Source organism: Shigella sp. FC1544 (assembly GCF_001722145.1).
In the GTDB taxonomy this organism is placed as follows: Bacteria; Pseudomonadota; Gammaproteobacteria; order Enterobacterales; family Enterobacteriaceae; genus Escherichia; species Escherichia coli.
Genome location: NZ_MECT01000055.1, coordinates 1 through 23,279, shown reverse-complemented (window position 1 = coordinate 23,279; position 23,279 = coordinate 1). Strand labels below are relative to the sequence as shown.

Sequence of the window (23,279 nt, the reverse complement as noted above, 5' to 3'; positions counted from 1 at the left end):
ACGACAGCACCACTGGCGATATTGCCGCGATAGCAAGCGCTGAGACGCGCTTGCTCTAACGGTCGCGGAACATCCTTTCCTTAAGCCAGCGCCCGCTTGCGAGACGGCGGAAAGGGCCGCAGTGGATAATATACTAACAGAACAATAATAACTCTCTTTTGCTTGACAAAAAGAGAGTTACTGGCGAGTATTGTCTCCGCTGAGACGCGCTTGCATTACTACGGTAATACAACCTGCTGGAAAGGCCGCGAACCAGACCAGCAATAAAAAACCGCCAAATTCGGCGGTTTTTTATTGCCTGTAAAATACTTATTTCACTGGCTCAACCGGTAAATCTGCCCGCGCGCCCCATTCACTCCATGCGCCGTCGTACAGTTTCACGTTTGGCACATCCAGCGTCGCGAGTGCTAACAAAACCACGGCTGCCGTTACACCAGAGCCGCAGCTGACGATAATTGGTTTGTCGTAGCTGACGCCGCGACCAAAAAATATCGCATCCAGTTCATCGGTCGTTTTTAGTTCGCCTTCGCGCACCAGTTCCGTCCACGGAACATTCAGTGCTCCGGGAATATGTCCGCGACGTAAACCTGGGCGAGGTTCATCAACTTCTGCGTTAAAACGTGCAGCCGGGCGGGCATCAATAATTTGCGCCGTATTTTCATGGCTTGCCAATAATACATCGGTTACTTTCACCACGGCTTCAGGATTAAACGCGGCGTTAAACTCTCCTTCCGGCAGCTCTACTGCACCTTCTTCTAACAGCAGATCATCGCGCTGCCAGCCTGCAAGTCCACCCCCCAGAATCGACACTTTCTCTACACCAAAGGTGCGCAGCATCCACCATGCTCGTGGGGCTGAGAAAAGATTACCTTCGTCATAGACAATCAGGTGCTTATCCTGGTTAACGCCTAATTCACGCATCGCCACGGCGAACGTTTCCGGGCGCGGCAGCATGTGCGGAAGCGGGGAAGTGTGATCAGAAAGCGCTTCGATATCAAAAAACACTGCGCCGGGAATATGTCCATTCAGATACTCCTGAGCAACGTTACGATCTTCCTGTCCAGGCGACGCCATGCGGGCATCGATAATCTGAATTTCCGGGTCATCAATATGTTCGGCGAGCCAGTCGGCTCCTACAAACCATGTCGTGGACATAGGCATCTCCATTTTTGCCGGGGTTAGGCTAAATTGTCGGATGTTTAGTGAAAAGCGACAAGCGAAAGAGGCTGATTTGGCTGTCTGAGCCACAATTCTCACTAAAATTCGGATTGTATGGGCGTGATACTGAATTACATAACGTAAATTCTCACGCATAATAATTATTCGACGTTGCTAACGGGCCATTGTGGCAGGGATGAAAAATGAAAAAGTTACGCGTAGCCGCCTGCATGCTAATGCTGGCGCTGGCAGGGTGCGACAACAACGATAACGCGCCAACAGCGGTGAAAAAAGATGCGCCTTCTGAAGTTACTAAAGCGGCCTCTTCAGAAAACGCGAGTTCAGCAAAACTCTCCGTACCGGAGAGACAAAAACTGGCCCAACAGAGTGCCGGTAAGGTGCTGACATTGCTGGATCTCTCTGAAGTCCAACTTGATGGTGCAGCCACGCTGGTGCTGACGTTCTCCATCCCTCTCGACCCGGATCAGGATTTCTCACGCGTTATTCATGTCGTCGATAAAAAAAGCGGCAAAGTGGATGGTGCCTGGGAGCTGTCAGATAATCTTAAAGAGCTACGTTTACGCCACCTCGAACCGAAACGTGATTTGATCGTTACTATTGGCAAGGAGGTCAAAGCACTCAACAACGCAACCTTCAGTAAAGATTACGAAAAAACTATAACTACCCGCGACATCCAACCCAGCGTCGGTTTTGCCAGCCGTGGTTCGCTGCTGCCTGGCAAAGTCGTTGAAGGGCTGCCGGTAATGGCGCTCAACGTTAATAATGTCGATGTTAACTTCTTCCGCGTTAAGCCAGAATCTCTGCCAGCATTCATTAGCCAATGGGAATACCGCAATTCGCTGGCGAACTGGCAGTCAGACAAACTGCTGCAGATGGCGGATCTGGTCTACACCGGACGGTTTGATCTCAATCCTGCGCGTAACACCCGTGAAAAATTATTGCTGCCGCTGGGCGATATCAAACCGCTTCAGCAGGCGGGCGTGTATCTGGCTGTGATGAATCAGGCTGGACGTTACGATTACAGTAATCCCGCGACGCTGTTTACGTTAAGTGATATCGGCGTTTCAGCTCACCGTTATCACAATCGTCTGGATATCTTTACCCAAAGTCTGGAAAACGGCGCGGCCCAGCAAGGAATTGAAGTCTCTTTATTAAATGAGAAAGGGCAGACTCTGACTCAGGCAACCAGTGACGCTCAGGGGCATGTGCAGCTGGAAAATGATAAAAATGCGGCATTACTGCTGGCACGTAAAGACGGTCAGACAACGCTACTCGATTTAAAACTTCCGGCGCTGGACTTAGCAGAATTTAACATTGCTGGCGCGCCAGGCTATAGCAAACAGTTTTTCATGTTTGGCCCACGCGATCTTTATCGCCCAGGTGAAACGGTAATCCTCAATGGTTTACTGCGCGATGCAGACGGTAAAGCATTGCCCGATCGTCCGCAGTTCGCCTTGAAATCGGTTTACGATTATCGCACTGACAGCACGGTGAAACAGCCCATTGTTGATGAAGGCAGTAACGCCGCTTTTGACATCGTTTATAGCGATGCACAAGGCGTGAAAAAAGCCGTGTCGGGCTTGCAGGTGCGCCTGATTCGCGAACGCCGCGATTACTACTGGAACTGGTCAGAAGATGAAGGCTGGCAGTCACAGTTTGATCAAAAAGATCTGATCGAAAATGAACAAACTCTGGATCTGAAAGCGGACGAAACCGGCAAGGTCAGTTTTCCGGTAGAGTGGGGCGCTTATCGTCTGGAAGTCAAAGCGCCGAATGAAGCGGTCAGTAGTGTTCGTTTCTGGGCTGGCTATAGCTGGCAGGACAACAGCGACGGTAGCGGCGCAGTGCGACCCGACCGTGTCACGCTGAAACTGGATAAAGCCAGTTATCGCCCTGGCGACACCATTAAGTTGCATATCGCCGCGCCAACGGCGGGTAAAGGTTATGCGATGGTCGAGTCCAGTGAAGGGCCGCTGTGGTGGCAAGAGATTGATGTTCCGGCTCAAGGGCTGGATCTGACGATTCCGGTCGATAAAACCTGGAATCGTCATGATCTGTATTTAAGTACGCTGGTGGTACGTCCTGGCGATAAATCTCGCTCCGCGACGCCAAAACGCGCGGTTGGTGTGTTGCATCTGCCGCTTGGCGATGAAAACCGTCGCCTCGATCTGGCGCTGGAAACACCAGCAAAAATGCGTCCCAATCAACCATTAACCGTGAAAATTAAAGCCAGCACTAAAAATGGCGAGAAGCCTAAACAGGTGAATGTGCTGGTGTCTGCCGTTGATAGTGGTGTGCTGAATATTACTGACTACGTCACGCCAGATCCGTGGCAGGCGTTCTTTGGTCAGAAACGCAATGGCGCAGACATTTACGATATTTACGGTCAGGTTATTGAAGGTCAGGGGCGTCTGGCAGCTCTGCGTTTCGGTGGCGATGGTGATGAGCTGAAACGTGGTGGTAAACCGCCGGTCAATCACGTCAATATTGTCGCGCAGCAGGCGCTGCCGGTAACGCTCAACGAACAGGGCGAAGGCTCGGTTACACTGCCGATTGGCGATTTTAACGGTGAATTGCGCGTCATGGCGCAAGCCTGGACGGCAGATGATTTCGGTAGCAACGAAAGCAAAGTGATAGTTGCCGCACCGGTGATTGCTGAACTGAACATGCCGCGCTTTATGGCGAGTGGCGATACCTCGCGTCTGACGCTGGATATCACTAATCTTACCGATAAACCGCAAAAACTGAACGTTGCCCTGACCGCCAGTGGTTTGCTTGAACTGGTCAGCGATTCACCCGCAGCCGTTGAATTAGCGCCAGGTGTGCGTACTACGCTGTTTATCCCGGTGCGAGCATTGCCGGGTTATGGCGATGGAGAAATTCAGGCCACCATTAGCGGGTTAGCGTTACCGGGTGAAACCGTTGCCGATCAGCATAAGCAGTGGAAAATCGGCGTCCGTCCGGCGTTCCCGGCACAAACGGTTAATTACGGTACGGCGTTACAGCTTGGTGAGACATGGGCGATTCCGGCGGATGGATTGCAAAACTTCTCGCCTGTTACGCTGGAAGGGCAATTGTTGTTGAGCGGCAAACCACCGCTGAACATTGCACGTTATATCAAAGAGTTAAAAGCGTATCCGTACGGCTGTCTTGAGCAAACCGCCAGCGGCCTGTTCCCGTCACTTTATACCAACGCAGCCCAACTGCAGGCGTTGGGCATCAAAGGCGACAGTGATGAGAAACGCCGTGCATCGGTCGATATCGGCATTTCCCGTTTGCTGCAAATGCAACGTGATAACGGCGGCTTTGCGCTGTGGGATAAAAACGGTGACGAAGAGTACTGGCTGACGGCTTACGTGATGGATTTCCTGGTCCGCGCAGGCGAACAGGGTTACAGCGTGCCGACAGACGCCATTAACCGGGGTAATGAGCGTCTGCTGCGCTATTTACAAGATCCGGGCATGATGTCGATCCCGTACGCGGATAATCTCAAAGCCAGTAAATTCGCCGTTCAGTCTTACGCTGCGCTGGTGCTGGCCCGTCAGCAAAAAGCACCACTGGGTGCGCTGCGTGAAATCTGGGAGCATCGTGCAGATGCCGCTTCTGGTTTACCGCTGCTGCAACTTGGCATTGCGCTGAAAACCATGGGTGATGCAACGCGTGGTGAAGAAGCGATTGTGCTGGCGCTGAAAACGCCGAGAAATAGTGATGAGCGGATATGGCTGGGTGATTACGGTAGTCCACTGCGCGACAACGCGTTAATGCTCTCCTTGCTGGAAGAAAATAAACTGCTACCCGATGAGCAGTACACTTTGCTGAACACACTTTCGCAGCAGGCGTTTGGTGAACGCTGGCTATCGACGCAGGAAAGTAACGCGTTGTTCCTGGCTGCCCGTACGATTCAGGATTTACCGGGTAAATGGCAGGCGCAAACCTCTTTCTCAGCTGAGCCGCTGACAGGCGAGAAAACGCTAAACAGCAATCTGAATAGCGATCAACTTGCCACCTTGCAGGTGAGAAACAGTGGCGATCAGCCGTTATGGTTGCGTATGGATGCCAGCGGTTATCCGCAATCCGCACCTTTACCGGCGAACAATGTGCTGCAAATCGAGCGTCATATTCTTGGTACTGATGGTAAGAGCAAATCGCTGGACTCGTTACGTAGCGGCGATCTGGTGCTGGTCTGGTTGCAGGTAAAAGCCAGTAACAGCGTGCCGGATGCGTTAGTCGTGGATCTGCTGCCTGCGGGTCTGGAACTGGAAAATCAGAATCTGGCGAACGGTAGCGCCAGCCTGGAGCAAAGTGGTGGCGAAGTGCAAAACTTACTGAACCAGATGCAGCAGGCGAGCATTAGCACATTGAGTTCCGTGACGATCGCTTTGTGGCGGCGGTTGCCGTTGATGAATACCAACCGGTAACGCTGGTGTATCTGGCGCGGGCGGTGACGCCGGGAACGTATCAGGTACCGCAACCGATGGTGGAATCAATGTATGTTCCCCAATGGCGGGCGACCGGCGCGGCTGAAGATCTGCTGATTGTCCGACCGTAAACGCTTCGCTTGTTAACCAAACGCGGCTGCTGGATAACGCTGGCAGCTGTGCCATTTCTCCTTTTTCTTGCAGCGTGGGGAGCAGATAAACTCTGGCCTCTACCGCTGCATGAAGTCAATCCCGCACGAGTGGTCGTGGCGCAGGATGGTACGCCGCTCTGGCGCTTCGCCGATGCTGATGGCATCTGGCGTTATCCGGTAACAATCGAAGATGTGTCTCCACGTTACCTTGAAGCGCTGATCAATTATGAAGATCGCTGGTTCTGGAAGCATCCGGGGGTGAATCCATTCTCGGTGGCGCGCGCAGCATGGCAAGATCTCACTTCGGGACGGGTTATTTCTGGTGGCAGCACGCTCACTATGCAGGTTGCTCGTCTGCTTGATCCTCACCCCAAAACATTTGGTGGCAAAATTCTCCAGCTCTGGCGCGCGTTGCAACTGGAGTGGCATTTGTCTAAGCGTGAAATTCTGATCTTGTATCTTAACCGCGCTCCGTTTGGCGGTACGTTGCAGGGGATCGGTGCGGCAAGTTGGGCTTATCTCGGAAAATCGCCTGCGAATTTAAGCTATTCCGAGGCGGCAATGCTGGCGGTGTTACCGCAAGCGCCCAGCCGACTGCGCCCGGATCGTTGGCCGGAGCGTGCCGAAGCCGCGCGTAATAAAGTGCTCGAACGGATGGCCGTGCAAGGTGTGTGGTCCCGTGAGCAGGTAAAAGAGTCAAGGGAAGAACCCATCTGGCTGGCACCCCGACAAATGCCGCAACTGGCACCGCTGTTTTCGCGCATGATGCTCGGTAAAAGCAAAAGCGACAAAATCGTTACTACGCTGGATGCCGGTCTTCAACGACGTCTGGAAGAACTGGCGCAAAACTGGAAAGGGCGGTTGCCACCGCGCAGCTCACTGGCGATGATCGTGGTTGATCATACCGATATGCGTGTTCGCGGCTGGGTGGGATCGGTTGATCTCAACGATGATTCACGCTTTGGTCATGTTGATATGGTCAATGCGATCCGATCGCCAGGATCGGTGCTCAAACCGTTTGTTTATGGTCTGGCGCTGGATGAAGGCTTGATCCACCCGGCATCACTGCTGCAAGACGTCCCCCGGCGCACCGGTGATTATCGACCAGGTAACTTTGATAGCGGTTTTCATGGCCCGATCAGCATGAGCGAGGCGCTGGTGCGCTCGCTGAACTTACCTGCTGTGCAGGTGCTGGAAGCCTATGGACCGAAACGGTTTGCGGCAAAGTTACGCAATGTTGGATTGCCGTTATATTTGCCCAACGGTGCTGCGCCGAATCTTTCACTCATTCTCGGCGGCGCTGGTGCAAAACTGGAAGATATGGCGGCAGCGTATACCGCGTTTGCTCGCCACGGCAAGGCAGGCAAATTGCGCTTACAGCCTGACGATCCGCTGCTTGAACGGCCTTTAATGTCGTCGGGGGCGGCGTGGATCATTCGCCGGATTATGGCTGATGAAGCGCAACCCTTGCCGGATAGTGCCTTGCCGCGCGTCGCCCCACTGGCATGGAAAACGGGCACCAGCTATGGCTATCGTGACGCCTGGGCGATTGGGGTTAACGCTCGCTATGTCATTGGGATCTGGACTGGCAGACCGGACGGCACGCCCGTTGTTGATCAGTTTGGCTTTGCCAGTGCCGTACCATTGTTGAATCAGGTCAATAATATCTTACTGTCGCGCAGTGCGAATCTGCCGGAAGACCCGCGCCCGAACTCAGTCACTCGTGGCGTTATCTGCTGGCCGGGCGGACAGTCTTTGCCGGAAGGTGACGGTAACTGTCGCCGCCGCCTGGCAACCTGGCTGCTGGACGGGAGTCAGCCGCCAACTCTATTACTGCCGGAGCAGGAAGGCATTAATGGCATTCGTTTCCCCATCTGGCTGGATGAAAATGGCAAACGTGTTGCCGCTGATTGCCCGCAAGCGCGACAAGAAATGATAAATGTCTGGCCGCTACCGCTGGAACCCTGGCTGCCCGCATCAGAAAGTCGCGCTGTGCGCTTACCACCGGCCTCGACAAGTTGCCCGCCATACGGTCACGATGCCCAGCTCCCGCTGCAGCTGACAGGCGTTCGCGATGGCGCGATTATTAAACGTTTACCGGGCGCAGCGGAAGCGACTTTGCCGTTGCAATCAAGTGGAGGGGCAGGTGAACGCTGGTGGTTTCTGAATGGCGAACCGTTAACTGAACGCGGGCGCAACGTGACCCTGCATTTGACGGATAAAGGTGATTATCAATTGCTGGTGATGGATGACGTGGGGCAAATCGCGACAGTGAAATTTGTCATGCAATAGTCTGTTTTGTCCCTGATTGTTGCTAAAACTCATTTTATTTTAAAAAAATGTTACCTTCATCAATAGTCAACGGCCCTGTTGCTCATTATAATCCGCGCCATCTCGTACGCTGGTACAGACAACAACAGAACAATTTACAGAGGTAAAAATGGCTATTGAACGTACTTTTTCCATCATCAAACCGAACGCGGTAGCAAAAAACGTCATTGGTAATATCTTTGCGCGCTTTGAAGCTGCAGGGTTCAAAATTGTCGGCACCAAAATGCTGCACCTGACCGTTGAACAGGCACGTGGCTTTTATGCTGAACACGATGGAAAACCGTTCTTTGATGGTCTGGTTGAATTCATGACCTCTGGCCCGATCGTGGTTTCCGTGCTGGAAGGTGAAAACGCCGTTCAGCGTCACCGCGATCTGCTGGGCGCGACCAATCCGGCAAACGCACTGGCTGGTACTCTGCGCGCTGATTACGCTGACAGCCTGACCGAAAACGGTACCCACGGTTCTGATTCCGTCGAATCTGCCGCTCGCGAAATCGCTTATTTCTTTGGCGAAGGCGAAGTGTGCCCGCGCACCCGTTAATAATTTCGTAAATGCCGCGTGCAAACGTGGCATCCGTGCGCCAGAATTTGTACAATGCAGCGCCCCCGGACGAGCAGCCGCTCACCGGGGCGTTTCTTTTTTCAACCCTCCAGGGGCCATAACGTGTAATAACGAGGCCGGAATAGCATATGTCTGAACAATTAGTCACACCTGAAAACGTCACCACGAAAGATGGAAAAATCAACCTGCTGGATCTCAACCGTCAGCAGATGCGGGAGTTTTTTAAAGATTTAGGTGAAAAACCCTTCCGCGCCGATCAGGTGATGAAGTGGATGTATCACTATTGCTGCGACAACTTTGATGAGATGACCGACATCAACAAAGTGTTGCGCGGCAAACTGAAAGAGGTGGCGGAAATCCGCGCACCGGAAGTGGTTGAAGAACAGCGTTCATCCGACGGCACCATTAAATGGGCGATCGCCGTTGGCGATCAGCGCGTCGAAACGGTGTATATCCCGGAAGACGACCGTGCCACGCTCTGCGTCTCTTCTCAGGTGGGGTGTGCGCTGGAGTGTAAATTCTGTTCCACCGCCCAGCAGGGCTTTAACCGCAACCTGCGGGTGTCGGAAATTATCGGCCAGGTGTGGCGTGCGGCGAAAATCGTCGGCGCAGCAAAAGTCACCGGTCAGCGCCCAATCACTAACGTAGTGATGATGGGCATGGGCGAGCCGCTGCTCAACCTGAACAACGTCGTTCCGGCGATGGAAATCATGCTTGATGATTTCGGTTTTGGCCTGTCTAAACGTCGCGTCACGCTTTCTACTTCCGGTGTAGTTCCGGCGCTGGATAAACTGGGCGATATGATCGACGTTGCACTGGCAATTTCCCTGCACGCGCCGAACGACGAAATTCGTGACGAAATTGTGCCGATCAACAAAAAGTACAATATCGAAACGTTCCTTGCTGCGGTGCGCCGTTATCTGGAGAAATCCAACGCCAATCAGGGCCGAGTCACTATTGAATACGTGATGCTTGACCACGTTAACGACGGCACTGAACACGCGCACCAACTGGCGGAGCTGCTGAAAGATACGCCGTGTAAGATCAACCTGATCCCGTGGAACCCGTTCCCGGGCGCGCCGTATGGACGCAGTTCGAACAGCCGTATCGACCGTTTCTCAAAAGTGCTGATGAGCTACGGTTTCACCACTATTGTGCGTAAAACTCGTGGTGATGATATCGATGCTGCCTGTGGTCAGTTGGCGGGCGATGTTATCGACCGTACGAAACGTACCCTGCGTAAACGGATGCAGGGTGAAGCCATCGACATTAAAGCGGTCTGATAGCCATTACGCCACGGTTACTTTATGTACCGTGCGTAATCTTTTATGAATGAAGTATTAAGTTGCAATTGTCTGGTCAATATTAACGGTGCGTTTTTGCTGACTTTAAGGCAGTATGTAACGATGCAACAGTAAGTTAGCCTTAGTGAATGTGGGCTTTGTCACGAGCACACAGACGGTCTTATACTGTATGATAACGGTTAACTTAACGGATGTTTCGCGGTGTGGGTGAGCATGATGGTTCACCGGCATCTCAATTCTCATTTAAACGTACCTGCAGCGAATGAATACTGAAGCCACGCACGACCAAAATGAAGCACTTACTACCGGCGCTCGCCTGCGTAATGCTCGCGAACAACTAGGACTTAGTCAGCAGGCCGTTGCCGAGCGACTTTGCCTGAAGGTTTCCACGGTACGCGACATTGAAGAAGATAAGGCACCCGCCGATCTTGCTTCAACATTCCTGCGCGGATATATCCGCTCTTATGCGCGTCTGGTACATATTCCAGAAGAAGAACTGCTGCCAGGGCTGGAAAAGCAGGCTCCACTACGGGCAGCGAAAGTTGCGCCGATGCAGAGTTTTTCCCTCGGTAAACGCCGCAAAAAACGTGACGGCTGGCTGATGACCTTCACCTGGCTGGTGTTGTTTGTGGTTATCGGCCTGAGCGGTGCCTGGTGGTGGCAAGACCACAAAGCTCAGCAGGAAGAGATCACCACTATGGCCGATCAATCTTCGGCGGAACTGAGCAGTAATAGCGAGCAGGGGCAGAGTGTTCCGTTAAATACGTCGACAACTACAGACCCGGCTACAACGTCCACGCCGCCAGCGTCTGTGGATACTACCGCAACCAACACGCAAACACCTGCCGTAACTGCGCCAGCACCAGCTGTTGATCCGCAACAGAATGCGGTTGTTTCGCCTTCGCAGGCAAATGTTGATACCGCCGCGACCCCGGCACCAACGGCAGCAACAACGCCAGATGGTGCTGCGCCGTTGCCAACCGATCAGGCTGGCGTGACCACGCCGGTGGCTGATCCGAATGCGCTGGTGATGAACTTTACTGCCGATTGCTGGCTGGAGGTCACTGATGCTACCGGTAAAAAATTGTTTAGCGGTATGCAGCGTAAAGACGGTAATTTGAACTTAACCGGCCAGGCACCGTACAAACTGAAAATTGGTGCGCCAGCCGCAGTACAGATCCAGTATCAAGGGAAACCTGTCGATCTGAGTCGTTTTATCAGAACTAACCAGGTTGCGCGTCTGACCCTCAATGCCGAACAATCACCGGCGCAGTAACAGACGGGTAACGCGGGAGATTTTTCATGCATAACCAGGCTCCAATTCAACGTAGAAAATCAACACGTATTTACGTTGGGTATGTGCCGATTGGCGATGGTGCTCCCATCGCCGTACAGTCCATGACCAATACGCGTACGACAGATGTCGAAGCAACGGTCAATCAAATCAAGGCGCTGGAACGCGTTGGCGCTGATATCGTCCGTGTCTCCGTACCGACGATGGACGCGGCAGAAGCGTTCAAACTCATCAAACAGCGGGTTAACGTGCCGCTGGTGGCTGACATCCACTTCGACTATCGCATTGCGCTGAAAGTAGCGGAATACGGCGTCGATTGTCTGCGTATTAACCCTGGCAATATCGGTAATGAAGAGCGTATTCGCATGGTGGTTGACTGTGCGCGCGATAAAAACATTCCGATCCGTATTGGCGTTAACGCCGGATCGCTGGAAAAAGATCTGCAAGAAAAGTATGGCGAACCGACGCCGCAGGCGTTGCTGGAATCCGCCATGCGTCATGTTGATCATCTCGATCGCCTGAACTTCGATCAGTTCAAAGTCAGCGTGAAAGCGTCTGACGTCTTCCTCGCTGTTGAGTCTTATCGTTTGCTGGCAAAACAGATCGATCAGCCGCTGCATCTGGGGATCACCGAAGCCGGTGGTGCACGCAGCGGGGCAGTAAAATCCGCCATTGGTTTAGGTCTGCTGCTGTCTGAAGGCATCGGCGACACGCTGCGCGTATCGCTGGCGGCCGATCCGGTCGAAGAGATCAAAGTCGGTTTCGATATTTTGAAATCGCTGCGTATCCGTTCGCGAGGGATCAACTTCATCGCCTGCCCGACCTGTTCGCGTCAGGAATTTGATGTTATCGGTACGGTTAACGCGCTGGAGCAACGCCTGGAAGATATCATCACTCCGATGGACGTTTCGATTATCGGCTGCGTGGTGAATGGCCCAGGTGAGGCGCTGGTTTCTACACTCGGCGTCACCGGCGGCAACAAGAAAAGCGGCCTCTATGAAGATGGCGTGCGCAAAGACCGTCTGGACAACAACGATATGATCGACCAGCTGGAAGCACGCATTCGTGCGAAAGCCAGTCAGCTGGATGAAGCGCGTCGAATTGACGTTCAGCAGGTTGAAAAATAATAACGTGATGGGAAGCGCCTCGCTTCCCGTGTATGATTGAACCCGCATGGCTCCCCAAACATTGAGGGAAGCGTTGAGGGTTCATTTTTATATTCAGAAAGAGAATAAACGTGGCAAAAAACATTCAAGCCATTCGCGGCATGAACGATTACCTGCCTGGCGAAACGGCCATCTGGCAGCGCATTGAAGGCACACTGAAAAACGTGCTCGGCAGCTACGGTTACAGTGAAATCCGCTTGCCGATTGTAGAGCAGACCCCGCTATTCAAACGTGCGATTGGTGAAGTCACCGACGTGGTTGAAAAAGAGATGTACACCTTTGAGGATCGCAATGGCGACAGCCTGACTCTGCGCCCTGAAGGGACGGCGGGCTGTGTACGCGCCGGCATCGAGCATGGTCTTCTGTACAATCAGGAACAGCGTCTGTGGTATATCGGGCCGATGTTCCGTCACGAGCGTCCGCAGAAAGGGCGTTATCGTCAGTTCCATCAGTTGGGCTGCGAAGTTTTCGGTCTGCAAGGTCCGGATATCGACGCTGAACTGATTATGCTCACCGCCCGCTGGTGGCGCGCGCTGGGTATTTCCGAACACGTAACTCTTGAGCTGAATTCTATCGGTTCGCTGGAAGCACGCGCCAATTACCGCGATGCGCTGGTGGCATTCCTTGAGCAGCATAAAGAAAAGCTGGACGAAGACTGCAAACGCCGCATGTACACTAACCCGCTGCGCGTGCTGGATTCAAAAAATCCGGAAGTGCAGGCGCTTCTCAACGACGCTCCGGCATTAGGTGATTATCTGGACGAGGAATCTCGTGAGCATTTTGCCGGTCTGTGCAAACTGCTTGAGAGCGCGGGGATCGCTTACACCGTAAACCAGCGTCTGGTGCGTGGTCTGGATTACTATAACCGTACCGTTTTCGAGTGGGTGACTAACAGTCTCGGCTCCCAGGGCACCGTGTGTGCAGGCGGTCGTTATGACGGTCTTGTGGAACAACTGGGCGGTCGTGCAACACCGGCTGTCGGTTTTGCGATGGGCCTCGAACGTCTTGTATTGTTAGTACAGGCCGTTAATCCGGAATTTAAAGCCGATCCTATTGTCGATATATACCTGGTGGCTTCAGGTGCTGATACACAATCTGCGGCTATGGCATTAGCTGAGCGTCTGCGTGATGAATTACAGGGCGTGAAATTGATGACCAACCACGGCGGCGGCAACTTTAAGAAACAGTTTGCCCGTGCTGATAAATGGGGTGCCCGCGTTGCTGTGGTGCTGGGTGAGTCTGAAGTGACTAACGGCACAGCAGTAGTGAAGGATTTGCGCTCTGGTGAGCAAACGGCAGTTGCGCAGGATAGCGTAGCCGCGCATTTGCGCACGTTACTGGGTTAAGGAAGGAGAAGGACAGCGTGGAAATTTACGAGAACGAAAACGACCAGGTAGAAGCGGTTAAACGCTTTTTTGCTGAAAATGGCAAAGCACTGGCTGTTGGGGTGATTTTGGGCGTTGGCGCACTGATTGGCTGGCGCTACTGGAACAGCCATCAGGTTGATTCTGCACGCTCCGCTTCTCTTGCCTATCAAAATGCGGTTACCGCAGTGAGCGAAGGCAAACCGGATAGCATCCCGGCGGCGGAAAAATTTGCTGCTGAAAATAAAAATACTTATGGTGCGCTGGCTTCTTTGGAACTTGCGCAGCAATTTGTTGACAAAAATGAACTAGAGAAAGCTGCCGCCCAGTTACAACAGGGGCTGGCAGACACGAGCGATGAAAATCTCAAAGCCGTGATAAATCTGCGTCTTGCTCGCGTTCAGGTACAGCTCAAGCAGGCTGATGCCGCGCTGAAAACCCTTGATACCATCAAAGGTGAAGGGTGGGCTGCCATTGTTGCCGACCTGCGTGGTGAAGCATTGCTGAGCAAAGGTGATAAGCAAGGTGCGCGTAGTGCATGGGAAGCAGGCGTGAAAAGCGATGTTACTCCGGCACTGAGCGAAATGATGCAGATGAAAATTAATAATTTGTCCATCTGAGAGGGACCCGATGCAATTGCGTAAATTACTGCTGCCAGGACTGCTTTCCGTTACCCTTTTAAGCGGCTGTTCGCTGTTTAACAGCGAAGAAGATGTGGTAAAGATGTCCCCATTGCCAACCGTTGAAAACCAGTTTACGCCGACCACGGCGTGGAGTACTTCCGTTGGTAGCGGCATTGGCAACTTCTATTCCAATCTTCATCCGGCACTGGCGGACAACGTTGTCTATGCAGCGGACCGCGCTGGTTTGGTAAAAGCGCTGAATGCGGATGATGGCAAAGAAATCTGGTCTGTCAGCCTGGCCGAGAAAGATGGCTGGTTCTCTAAAGAGCCTGCATTACTTTCTGGCGGTGTGACCGTGTCTGGTGGGCATGTCTACATTGGCAGCGAAAAGGCGCAGGTTTACGCGCTGAATACCAGCGATGGTACTGTGGCATGGCAAACTAAAGTCGCGGGTGAAGCACTTTCGCGCCCGGTGGTCAGCGACGGTCTGGTGTTAATCCACACCAGTAACGGTCAGTTACAAGCGCTGAACGAAGCTGACGGCGCTGTCAAATGGACAGTTAACCTCGATATGCCTTCGCTCTCTTTGCGTGGCGAGTCTGCGCCGGCAACGGCTTTTGGTGCGGCCGTCGTGGGGGGCGATAATGGTCGCGTCAGCGCAGTGCTGATGGAACAGGGCCAGATGATTTGGCAGCAGCGTATTTCCCAGGCGACCGGTTCTACCGAAATTGACCGTCTGAGCGATGTTGACACGACTCCCGTCGTTGTTAACGGCGTTGTTTTCGCGCTGGCCTATAATGGTAACCTGACGGCGCTTGATCTGCGCAGTGGTCAGATTATGTGGAAACGCGAACTGGGTTCGGTGAATGATTTCATCGTCGACGGCAATCGCATCTATCTGGTCGATCAAAATGACCGGGTGATGGCGTTGACCATTGATGGCGGCGTTACGCTGTGGACACAAAGCGATCTGTTGCATCGCCTGCTGACTTCTCCGGTGCTGTATGATGGCAACCTGGTGGTCGGTGACAGTGAAGGTTATCTGCACTGGATTAATGTCGAAGATGGTCGTTTCGTTGCCCAGCAAAAAGTTGATAGTTCCGGTTTCCAGACTGAACCGGTTGCCGCTGACGGCAAACTGCTGATCCAGGCAAAAGACGGAACCGTGTACTCTATTACACGTTAATCGTCTCTGTCGTTCACTTTGAAAACGGCTCCTGGACAGGGGCCGTTTTCCTGTTTTTAACAACGACGCGAATATAGCGTGCGTTGTCTGATGATTTATAAAAATGAGGCTTTAAACATGGTACCTGTGGTCGCGCTTGTCGGGCGCCCTAACGTAGGAAAATCCACGTTATTTAACCGTCTAACTCGCACCCGAGATGCGCTGGTTGCGGATTTCCCGGGTCTGACTCGTGACCGTAAGTACGGTCGTGCGGAAATTGAAGGCCGTGAGTTTATCTGTATTGATACCGGCGGGATTGATGGCACAGAAGACGGTGTAGAAACCCGCATGGCGGAACAGTCGCTGCTGGCGATTGAAGAAGCGGACGTCGTACTGTTTATGGTGGATGCGCGCGCGGGCCTGATGCCGGCAGATGAAGCGATTGCCAAACATCTGCGCTCCCGTGAAAAACCGACCTTCTTGGTGGCAAACAAAACTGACGGTCTGGATCCCGATCAGGCAGTGGTTGATTTCTACTCGCTTGGCTTAGGTGAAATCTACCCGATCGCCGCGTCTCACGGTCGTGGCGTATTAAGTCTGCTGGAGCATGTGCTGCTGCCGTGGATGGAAGATCTCGCACCGCAAGAGGAAGTCGACGAAGACGCTGAATACTGGGCGCAATTTGAAGCGGAAGAGAACGGCGAAGAAGAAGAGGAAGACGACTTCGACCCGCAAAGTCTGCCGATCAAACTGGCGATTGTGGGTCGTCCGAACGTAGGTAAGTCTACACTCACTAACCGTATTCTTGGTGAAGAGCGCGTTGTTGTTTATGACATGCCTGGCACGACGCGTGACAGTATCTACATTCCAATGGAACGCGATGGACGTGAGTATGTGCTCATTGACACCGCTGGCGTACGTAAACGCGGCAAAATCACCGATGCTGTAGAGAAATTCTCCGTAATCAAAACGTTGCAGGCCATTGAAGATGCCAACGTGGTGATGTTAGTGATTGATGCGCGCGAAGGTATTTCCGATCAGGAGCTCTCGCTGCTGGGCTTTATTCTCAATAGTGGGCGCTCACTTGTCATTGTGGTGAATAAGTGGGATGGCCTGAGCCAGGAAGTGAAAGAGCAGGTGAAAGAAACGCTGGACTTCCGTCTGGGCTTTATCGATTTTGCTCGTGTGCACTTTATCTCTGCCTTACACGGCAGTGGTGTTGGTAACTTGTTTGAATCAGTACGTGAAGCGTATGACAGCTCCACCCGTCGTGTGGGGACCTCTATGCTGACGCGCATCATGACGATGGCTGTTGAAGATCACCAACCGCCGCTGGTACGCGGTCGTCGTGTGAAGCTGAAATATGCCCACGCTGGTGGTTATAACCCGCCGATTGTGGTGATTCACGGTAATCAGGTGAAAGACCTGCCTGATTCCTACAAGCGCTACTTGATGAACTACTTCCGCAAATCGCTGGACGTAATGGGATCGCCGATTCGTATTCAGTTCAAAGAAGGGGAAAACCCGTATGCGAACAAGCGTAACACCCTGACGCCAACCCAGATGCGTAAACGTAAGCGTCTGATGAAGCACATCAAGAAAAATAAATAATTATCCGTAAGTATTTTATCTGCCATTCCCTCTATGAATGTAGAGGGATGGCTACCGGAGGAATTCATATGGAACTGCATTGTCCACAATGTCAGCATGTGCTTGATCAGGATAACGGCCATGCGCGTTGCCCATCCTGCGGGGAACTTATTGAAATGAAAGCTCTTTGTCCAGACTGCCATCAACCGTTGCAGGTGTTAAAAGCCTGCGGTGCAGTAGATTACTTCTGTCAGCACGGGCATGGCTTGATATCGAAAAAACGCGTTGAATTCGTGCTGGCTTAATGCACCTTTTTACGCGATTTTTTTACTGGCTGGATGTTTTTAACTTCACTTTCTATCCAGCCGTCTTCCAGACGTGTGGTTAGCATTTCACCCGCTTTAACTTGCTTCACTTTTTTCAGTACATTGCCGTCAGTAGCAGTAGTAACGCTGTATCCACGCGCCAGCGTTGACAGTGGGCTTACGGCTTCGAGGTGCGTTACTGCATTACCGAAACGTTCACGCGTGGCGCTAAGCTGTACGCGCAGGGTTTCTGCTAAACGATATTCCAGTTGCTGAATGCGCGTTTGCGCGCGATGAATCTTCGGCTGTGGATTTTGCTGATTCAGCCGCTGTGTTAACCGCTGCTGCTGTTGCCCGGTACGCTTAAGTTGATTTTCCAGCGCAAAGCTCATCCGCTTTTGCAGGCGCTCAAGCATGGTTTGCTGGCGTGCCAGCCGGAGCTGCGGATGCTGTTGCTGTAATCGGTGATGGATCTGCGTAAAGCGACGCGTGCGGTTGGCGAGATAATAATCCATCGCCATCTCCAGCCGTTGACGGGTCGATTGCACCTGGCGCAGTAACTCTTGCTGATTACGGCTCACTACTTCAGCGGCGGCAGACGGCGTTGGCGCACGCAGATCGGCAACAAAATCGGCAATGGTCACATCCGTCTCATGCCCGACGGCGCTGACGACCGGAATGCGGCTGGCAAAAATCGCCCGCGCTACGCGTTCGTCGTTAAAACTCCATAAATCTTCCAGCGAACCGCCGCCGCGCCCAACGATCAACACGTCGCACTCATTGCGCTGATTCGCCAGTTCAATGGCGCGAACAATTTGCCCCGGTGCGTCATCGCCCTGAACGGCGGTGGGGTAGATGATCACCGGTAGAGAAGGATCGCGACGTTTTAACACATGCAAAATATCATGTAGCGCAGCACCGGTTTTTGAGGTGATCACACCAACGCAATGCGCAGGGGAGGGAAGTGGTTTTTTGTATTGCTGATCGAACAAACCTTCAGCCTGCAACTTCGCTTTGAGCTGTTCGTACTTCTGTTGCAGCAGCCCTTCACCGGCCGGCTGCATACTCTCAACGATTATCTGGTAGTCACCGCGCGGCTCGTAGAGCGTAATATTGGCGCGAACTAAAACTTGTTGTCCATGCTGTGGACGGAAGGTCACCCGGCGGTTGCTGTTGCGGAACATCGCGCAGCGTACCTGGGCGGTGTCGTCTTTGAGTGTAAAGTACCAGTGACCGGAAGCCGGTTGTGTGAAATTAGAGATTTCGCCGCTGATCCAAACCTGTCCCATCTCATGCTCAAGCAGCAGACGAACCGTTTGATTCAGGCGACTAACGGTAAAAATTGCAGGGGATTGAGAAGGTAACATGTGAGCGAGATCAAATTCTAAATCAGCAGGTTATTCAGTCGATAGTAACCCGCCCTTCGGGGATAGCAAGCATTTTTTGCAAAAAGGGGTAGATGCAATCGGTTACGCTCTGTATAATGCCGCGGCAATATTTATTAACCACTCTGGTCGAGATATTGCCCATGCTACGTATCGCTAAAGAAGCTCTGACGTTTGACGACGTTCTCCTCGTTCCTGCTCATTCTACCGTTCTGCCGAATACTGCTGACCTCAGCACCCAGCTGACGAAAACTATTCGTCTGAATATCCCTATGCTTTCCGCAGCAATGGATACCGTAACGGAAGCGCGCCTGGCTATTGCTCTGGCTCAGGAAGGCGGTATCGGCTTTATCCACAAAAACATGTCCATTGAACGCCAGGCAGAAGAAGTTCGCCGTGTGAAAAAACACGAATCTGGTGTGGTGACTGATCCGCAGACTGTTCTGCCAACCACGACGCTGCGCGAAGTGAAAGAACTGACCGAGCGTAACGGTTTTGCGGGCTATCCGGTTGTTACCGAAGAAAACGAACTGGTGGGTATTATCACCGGTCGTGACGTGCGTTTTGTTACCGACCTGAACCAGCCGGTTAGCGTTTACATGACGCCGAAAGAGCGTCTGGTCACCGTGCGTGAAGGTGAAGCCCGTGAAGTGGTGCTGGCAAAAATGCACGAAAAACGCGTTGAAAAAGCGCTGGTGGTTGATGACGAATTCCACCTGATCGGCATGATCACCGTGAAAGACTTCCAGAAAGCGGAACGTAAACCGAACGCCTGTAAAGACGAGCAAGGCCGTCTGCGTGTTGGTGCTGCAGTTGGCGCAGGTGCGGGTAACGAAGAGCGTGTTGACGCGCTGGTTGCCGCTGGCGTTGACGTTCTGCTGATCGACTCCTCCCACGGCCACTCAGAAGGCGTTTTGCAGCGTATCCGTGAAACCCGTGCTAAATATCCGGATCTGCAAATCATCGGCGGCAACGTGGCAACAGCTGCAGGTGCACGCGCTTTGGCAGAAGCTGGTTGCAGCGCGGTTAAAGTCGGTATCGGCCCTGGTTCTATCTGTACGACTCGTATCGTTACTGGCGTAGGTGTTCCGCAGATCACTGCCGTTGCTGACGCAGTTGAAGCGCTGGAAGGCACAGGTATTCCGGTTATCGCAGATGGTGGTATTCGCTTCTCCGGCGACATCGCCAAAGCTATCGCCGCTGGCGCAAGCGCGGTAATGGTGGGTTCCATGCTGGCGGGTACTGAAGAATCTCCGGGTGAAATTGAACTCTACCAGGGCCGTTCTTACAAATCTTACCGTGGTATGGGCTCTCTGGGTGCGATGTCCAAAGGTTCTTCTGACCGTTACTTCCAGAGTGACAACGCTGCCGACAAACTGGTGCCGGAAGGTATCGAAGGTCGCGTAGCCTATAAAGGTTGCCTGAAAGAGATCATTCACCAGCAGATGGGCGGCCTGCGCTCCTGTATGGGCCTGACCGGCTGTGGTACTATCGACGAACTGCGTACTAAAGCGGAGTTTGTACGTATCAGCGGTGCGGGCATTCAGGAAAGCCACGTTCACGACGTGACCATTACTAAAGAGTCCCCGAACTACCGTCTGGGCTCCTGATTCTCTTCGCCCGACTTCATGTCGGGCGATTTATATTATCTGTTTCACTTGCCTCGGAATAAGCGTCAATGACGGAAAACATTCATAAGCATCGCATCCTCATTCTGGACTTCGGTTCTCAGTACACTCAACTGGTTGCGCGCCGCGTGCGTGAGCTGGGTGTTTACTGCGAACTGTGGGCGTGGGATGTGACAGAAGCACAAATTCGTGACTTCAATCCAAGCGGCATTATTCTTTCCGGCGGCCCGGAAAGTACTACTGAAGAAAACAGTCCGCGTGCGCCGCAGTATGTCTTTGAAGCAGGCGTACCGGTATTCGGCGTTTGCTATGGCATGCAGACCATGGCAATGCAGTTGGGCGGTCACGTTGAAGCCTCTAACGAACGTGAATTTGGCTACGCGCAGGTTGAAGTCGTAAACGACAGCGCACTGGTTCGCGGTATCGAAGATGCGCTGACCGCAGACGGTAAACCGCTGCTCGATGTCTGGATGAGCCACGGCGATAAAGTTACCGCTATCCCGTCCGACTTCGTCACCGTAGCCAGCACCGAAAGCTGCCCGTTTGCCATTATGGCTAACGAAGAAAAACGCTTCTATGGCGTACAGTTCCACCCGGAAGTGACTCACACCCGCCAGGGTATGCACATGCTGGAGCGTTTTGTGCGTGATATCTGCCAGTGTGAAGCCCTGTGGACGCCAGCGAAAATTATCGACGATGCTGTAGCTCGCATCCGCGAGCAGGTAGGCGACGATAAAGTCATCCTCGGCCTCTCTGGTGGTGTGGATTCCTCCGTAACCGCAATGCTGCTGCACCGCGCTATCGGTAAAAACCTGACTTGCGTATTCGTCGACAACGGCCTGCTGCGTCTCAACGAAGCAGAGCAGGTTCTGGATATGTTTGGCGATCACTTTGGTCTGAACATTGTTCACGTACCGGCAGAAGATCGCTTCCTGTCAGCGCTGGCTGGCGAAAACGATCCGGAAGCAAAACGTAAAATCATCGGGCGCGTTTTCGTTGAAGTGTTCGATGAAGAAGCGCTGAAACTGGAAGACGTGAAGTGGCTGGCGCAGGGCACCATCTACCCTGACGTTATCGAATCTGCGGCTTCTGCAACCGGTAAAGCACACGTCATCAAATCTCACCACAACGTGGGCGGCCTGCCGAAAGAGATGAAGATGGGCCTGGTTGAACCGCTGAAAGAGCTGTTCAAAGACGAAGTGCGTAAGATTGGTCTGGAGCTGGGCCTGCCGTACGACATGCTGTACCGTCACCCGTTCCCGGGACCAGGCCTTGGCGTTCGTGTGCTGGGTGAAGTGAAGAAAGAGTACTGTGACCTGCTGCGCCGTGCTGACGCCATCTTCATTGAAGAACTGCGTAAAGCGGACCTGTACAACAAAGTCAGCCAGGCGTTCACTGTGTTCCTGCCGGTACGTTCCGTTGGCGTAATGGGCGATGGTCGTAAGTATGACTGGGTTGTCTCTCTGCGTGCTGTCGAAACCATCGACTTTATGACCGCACACTGGGCGCATCTGCCGTACGATTTCCTCGGTCGCGTTTCCAACCGCATTATCAATGAAGTGAACGGTATTTCCCGCGTGGTGTATGACATCAGCGGCAAGCCGCCAGCTACCATTGAGTGGGAATGATTTTAATCCCTGCACTATGAATGAACAAAACCCTCTGTTACTACAGAGGGTTTTTTATCTTCAAGAATCATAGGCTTGAAGTTACTAACATCGATTAATTAAACCAGCTGTCCGATTTGTTCTCTTCTGCTTTGCCCACGCTTTTCATCAGATCGCGACCGCCTTCAGTCATATTTCTGTTGGCGTCAGCTTCAGATTGCACCACATCGGTTTGCGCAGCTTTGTGCTTCAGTTCCTGATCGATAAATTCGTTTTCTCGCTTAACGCGGGCTTCTTCTTTTGCCAGCGCCAGTTTTTGTTTCTGAATCTCTAAGCTGCGTAGCTCATCTTCATAACTTTGATCGCGTTTTTTGTCCGCAGAGGCTTCGGCGTCCAGTTTATCCTGACGAGCTTTCTTATTTGCTGCTGCCGTTGCCGCTCTTTTGTTAGCGGCGACCTGGGCATTTGCGCGACGTTGCTTCTCTTGCTGGATTTCCCTGTTGCGCTCCGCGACCCATTCGTCATGCTGCCTTTGCTCTTCATTTTTACCTTGCTGTTCCGCTTCTGCTACAGCAGAGAGTTGATCCTGCAATGATGAGGCGATAGCCGGATAGCTTAAGGAGGCCAAGATGGCGCAAAGAAAAACTTTCTTCATGACTCCTCCTGATTATTAGCTCTTTTCAGGACATTTAGTATTTGGCTGAATACGCGTTTCGTTATACGTTGTGGTAATAACAACGGCTAAACCTGTCGTAAACTGGCACTCTTTACCCACCTGTGTAGAGGTATACACTTTGGTGCCTTCCTTATATGTTAAAGAAACACCTTCCACTAAGGTTTTATCATTCACCATAGAACCCGCTGCCGCGCCTACAGCTCCGCCGCCAACTGCCCCTGCCGTCGTTCCGGAATTGCTGCCAGAACCGACGTTGTGGCCGATAACACCGCCAGCGACTGCGCCAATAAGCGCGCCGAAGGCTTGTGCGGGTAATGCTGCCAACTTACTGATTTAGTGTATGATGGTGATTTTAAGGTGCTTGCGTGGCTTCCATTTCCATCAGATGTCCTTCCTGCTCCGCTACTGAAGGCGTGGTGCGTAACGGCAAAAGCACTGCCGGACATCAGCGCTATCTCTGCTCTCATTGCCGTAAAACATGGCAACTACAGTTCACTTACACCGCCTCTCAGCCCGGTACGCACCAGAAA

The 23,279-nt window shown here is 52.7% G+C and carries 16 protein-coding genes and 2 pseudogenes; 14 read left to right on the top strand and 4 right to left on the bottom strand.

Going from position 1 to position 23,279, the window contains the following annotated elements:
- Nucleotides 1-309: 309 nt before the first annotated feature.
- Nucleotides 310-1,155, bottom strand: coding sequence for a 3-mercaptopyruvate sulfurtransferase (gene sseA / locus BGK49_RS04350; RefSeq protein ID WP_000108626.1), 846 nt, complete (start codon nt 1,153-1,155; stop codon nt 310-312).
- Nucleotides 1,156-1,361: 206 nt separating this feature from the next.
- On the opposite strand from sseA, the pseudogene BGK49_RS04345 reads away from it, so the two are divergent.
- From BGK49_RS04345 to BGK49_RS04295, 11 genes and pseudogenes are all read left to right on the top strand, one after another.
- A pseudogene (locus BGK49_RS04345) lies at nt 1,362-5,728 on the top strand (alpha-2-macroglobulin family protein).
- A 9-nt stretch (nt 5,729-5,737) separates the two neighbouring features.
- Nucleotides 5,738-8,041, top strand: a complete 2,304-nt coding sequence (gene pbpC, locus BGK49_RS04340; protein ID WP_000956432.1) for a peptidoglycan glycosyltransferase PbpC — start codon at nt 5,738-5,740, stop codon at nt 8,039-8,041.
- Between the two features lie 148 nt (nt 8,042-8,189).
- On the top strand, nt 8,190-8,621 hold the full coding sequence (gene ndk / locus BGK49_RS04335) for a nucleoside-diphosphate kinase (protein WP_000963837.1): 432 nt from the start codon (nt 8,190-8,192) through the stop codon (nt 8,619-8,621).
- A 149-nt stretch (nt 8,622-8,770) separates the two neighbouring features.
- A complete protein-coding gene (locus BGK49_RS04330; protein WP_000003317.1) occupies nt 8,771-9,925 on the top strand; it encodes a bifunctional tRNA (adenosine(37)-C2)-methyltransferase TrmG/ribosomal RNA large subunit methyltransferase RlmN in 1,155 nt (384 codons plus the stop codon).
- Between the two features lie 283 nt (nt 9,926-10,208).
- On the top strand, nt 10,209-11,222 hold the full coding sequence (rodZ, locus tag BGK49_RS04325; protein ID WP_001090844.1) for a cytoskeleton protein RodZ: 1,014 nt from the start codon (nt 10,209-10,211) through the stop codon (nt 11,220-11,222).
- A gap of 26 nt (nt 11,223-11,248) precedes the next feature.
- Nucleotides 11,249-12,367, top strand: a complete 1,119-nt coding sequence (ispG, locus tag BGK49_RS04320; RefSeq protein WP_000551834.1) for a flavodoxin-dependent (E)-4-hydroxy-3-methylbut-2-enyl-diphosphate synthase — start codon at nt 11,249-11,251, stop codon at nt 12,365-12,367.
- A gap of 110 nt (nt 12,368-12,477) precedes the next feature.
- Nucleotides 12,478-13,752 carry a histidine--tRNA ligase gene (gene hisS, locus BGK49_RS04315; RefSeq protein ID WP_001107159.1) on the top strand — a complete coding sequence of 425 codons (1,275 nt, stop codon included), beginning with the start codon at nt 12,478-12,480 and terminating at the stop codon, nt 13,750-13,752.
- Nucleotides 13,753-13,769: 17 nt separating this feature from the next.
- The gene (gene yfgM / locus BGK49_RS04310) at nt 13,770-14,390 is read left to right on the top strand and encodes an ancillary SecYEG translocon subunit YfgM (protein WP_000409205.1); all 621 of its coding nucleotides are present in this window, start codon (nt 13,770-13,772) and stop codon (nt 14,388-14,390) included.
- A gap of 10 nt (nt 14,391-14,400) precedes the next feature.
- Entirely contained in the window at nt 14,401-15,579 is a 1,179-nt protein-coding gene (gene bamB, locus BGK49_RS04305; protein ID WP_001177044.1) for an outer membrane protein assembly factor BamB, read from the top strand.
- Between the two features lie 117 nt (nt 15,580-15,696).
- A complete protein-coding gene (gene der, locus BGK49_RS04300) occupies nt 15,697-17,169 on the top strand; it encodes a ribosome biogenesis GTPase Der (protein ID WP_005043528.1) in 1,473 nt (490 codons plus the stop codon).
- Nucleotides 17,170-17,237: 68 nt separating this feature from the next.
- Nucleotides 17,238-17,453, top strand: a complete 216-nt coding sequence (locus tag BGK49_RS04295; protein ID WP_001344398.1) for a zinc ribbon domain-containing protein — start codon at nt 17,238-17,240, stop codon at nt 17,451-17,453.
- On the opposite strand, the gene xseA is transcribed toward BGK49_RS04295, so the two are convergent.
- A complete protein-coding gene (gene xseA, locus BGK49_RS04290; RefSeq protein ID WP_000937933.1) occupies nt 17,450-18,820 on the bottom strand; it encodes an exodeoxyribonuclease VII large subunit in 1,371 nt (456 codons plus the stop codon). The genes BGK49_RS04295 and xseA overlap by 4 nt on opposite strands.
- Before the next feature lie 161 nt (nt 18,821-18,981).
- Between xseA and guaB the strand changes: the two genes are divergently transcribed.
- Both guaB and guaA read left to right on the top strand, forming a co-directional pair.
- A complete protein-coding gene (gene guaB / locus BGK49_RS04285; protein ID WP_005028285.1) occupies nt 18,982-20,448 on the top strand; it encodes an IMP dehydrogenase in 1,467 nt (488 codons plus the stop codon).
- 68 nt (nt 20,449-20,516) lie between these two features.
- Nucleotides 20,517-22,094, top strand: coding sequence for a glutamine-hydrolyzing GMP synthase (gene guaA / locus BGK49_RS04280; protein WP_000138275.1), 1,578 nt, complete (start codon nt 20,517-20,519; stop codon nt 22,092-22,094).
- Nucleotides 22,095-22,188: 94 nt separating this feature from the next.
- On the opposite strand, the gene BGK49_RS04275 is transcribed toward guaA, so the two are convergent.
- Both BGK49_RS04275 and BGK49_RS04270 read right to left on the bottom strand, forming a co-directional pair.
- Entirely contained in the window at nt 22,189-22,728 is a 540-nt protein-coding gene (locus BGK49_RS04275; RefSeq protein WP_000755183.1) for a DUF5384 family protein, read from the bottom strand.
- A gap of 15 nt (nt 22,729-22,743) precedes the next feature.
- Nucleotides 22,744-23,058, bottom strand: a pseudogene (locus BGK49_RS04270) (glycine zipper 2TM domain-containing protein); the annotation flags it as partial.
- A 56-nt stretch (nt 23,059-23,114) separates the two neighbouring features.
- Between BGK49_RS04270 and BGK49_RS25330 the strand changes: the two are divergent.
- The coding region (locus BGK49_RS25330) for an IS1 family transposase (protein WP_047664789.1) at nt 23,115-23,279 on the top strand (165 nt) is incomplete at its 3' end.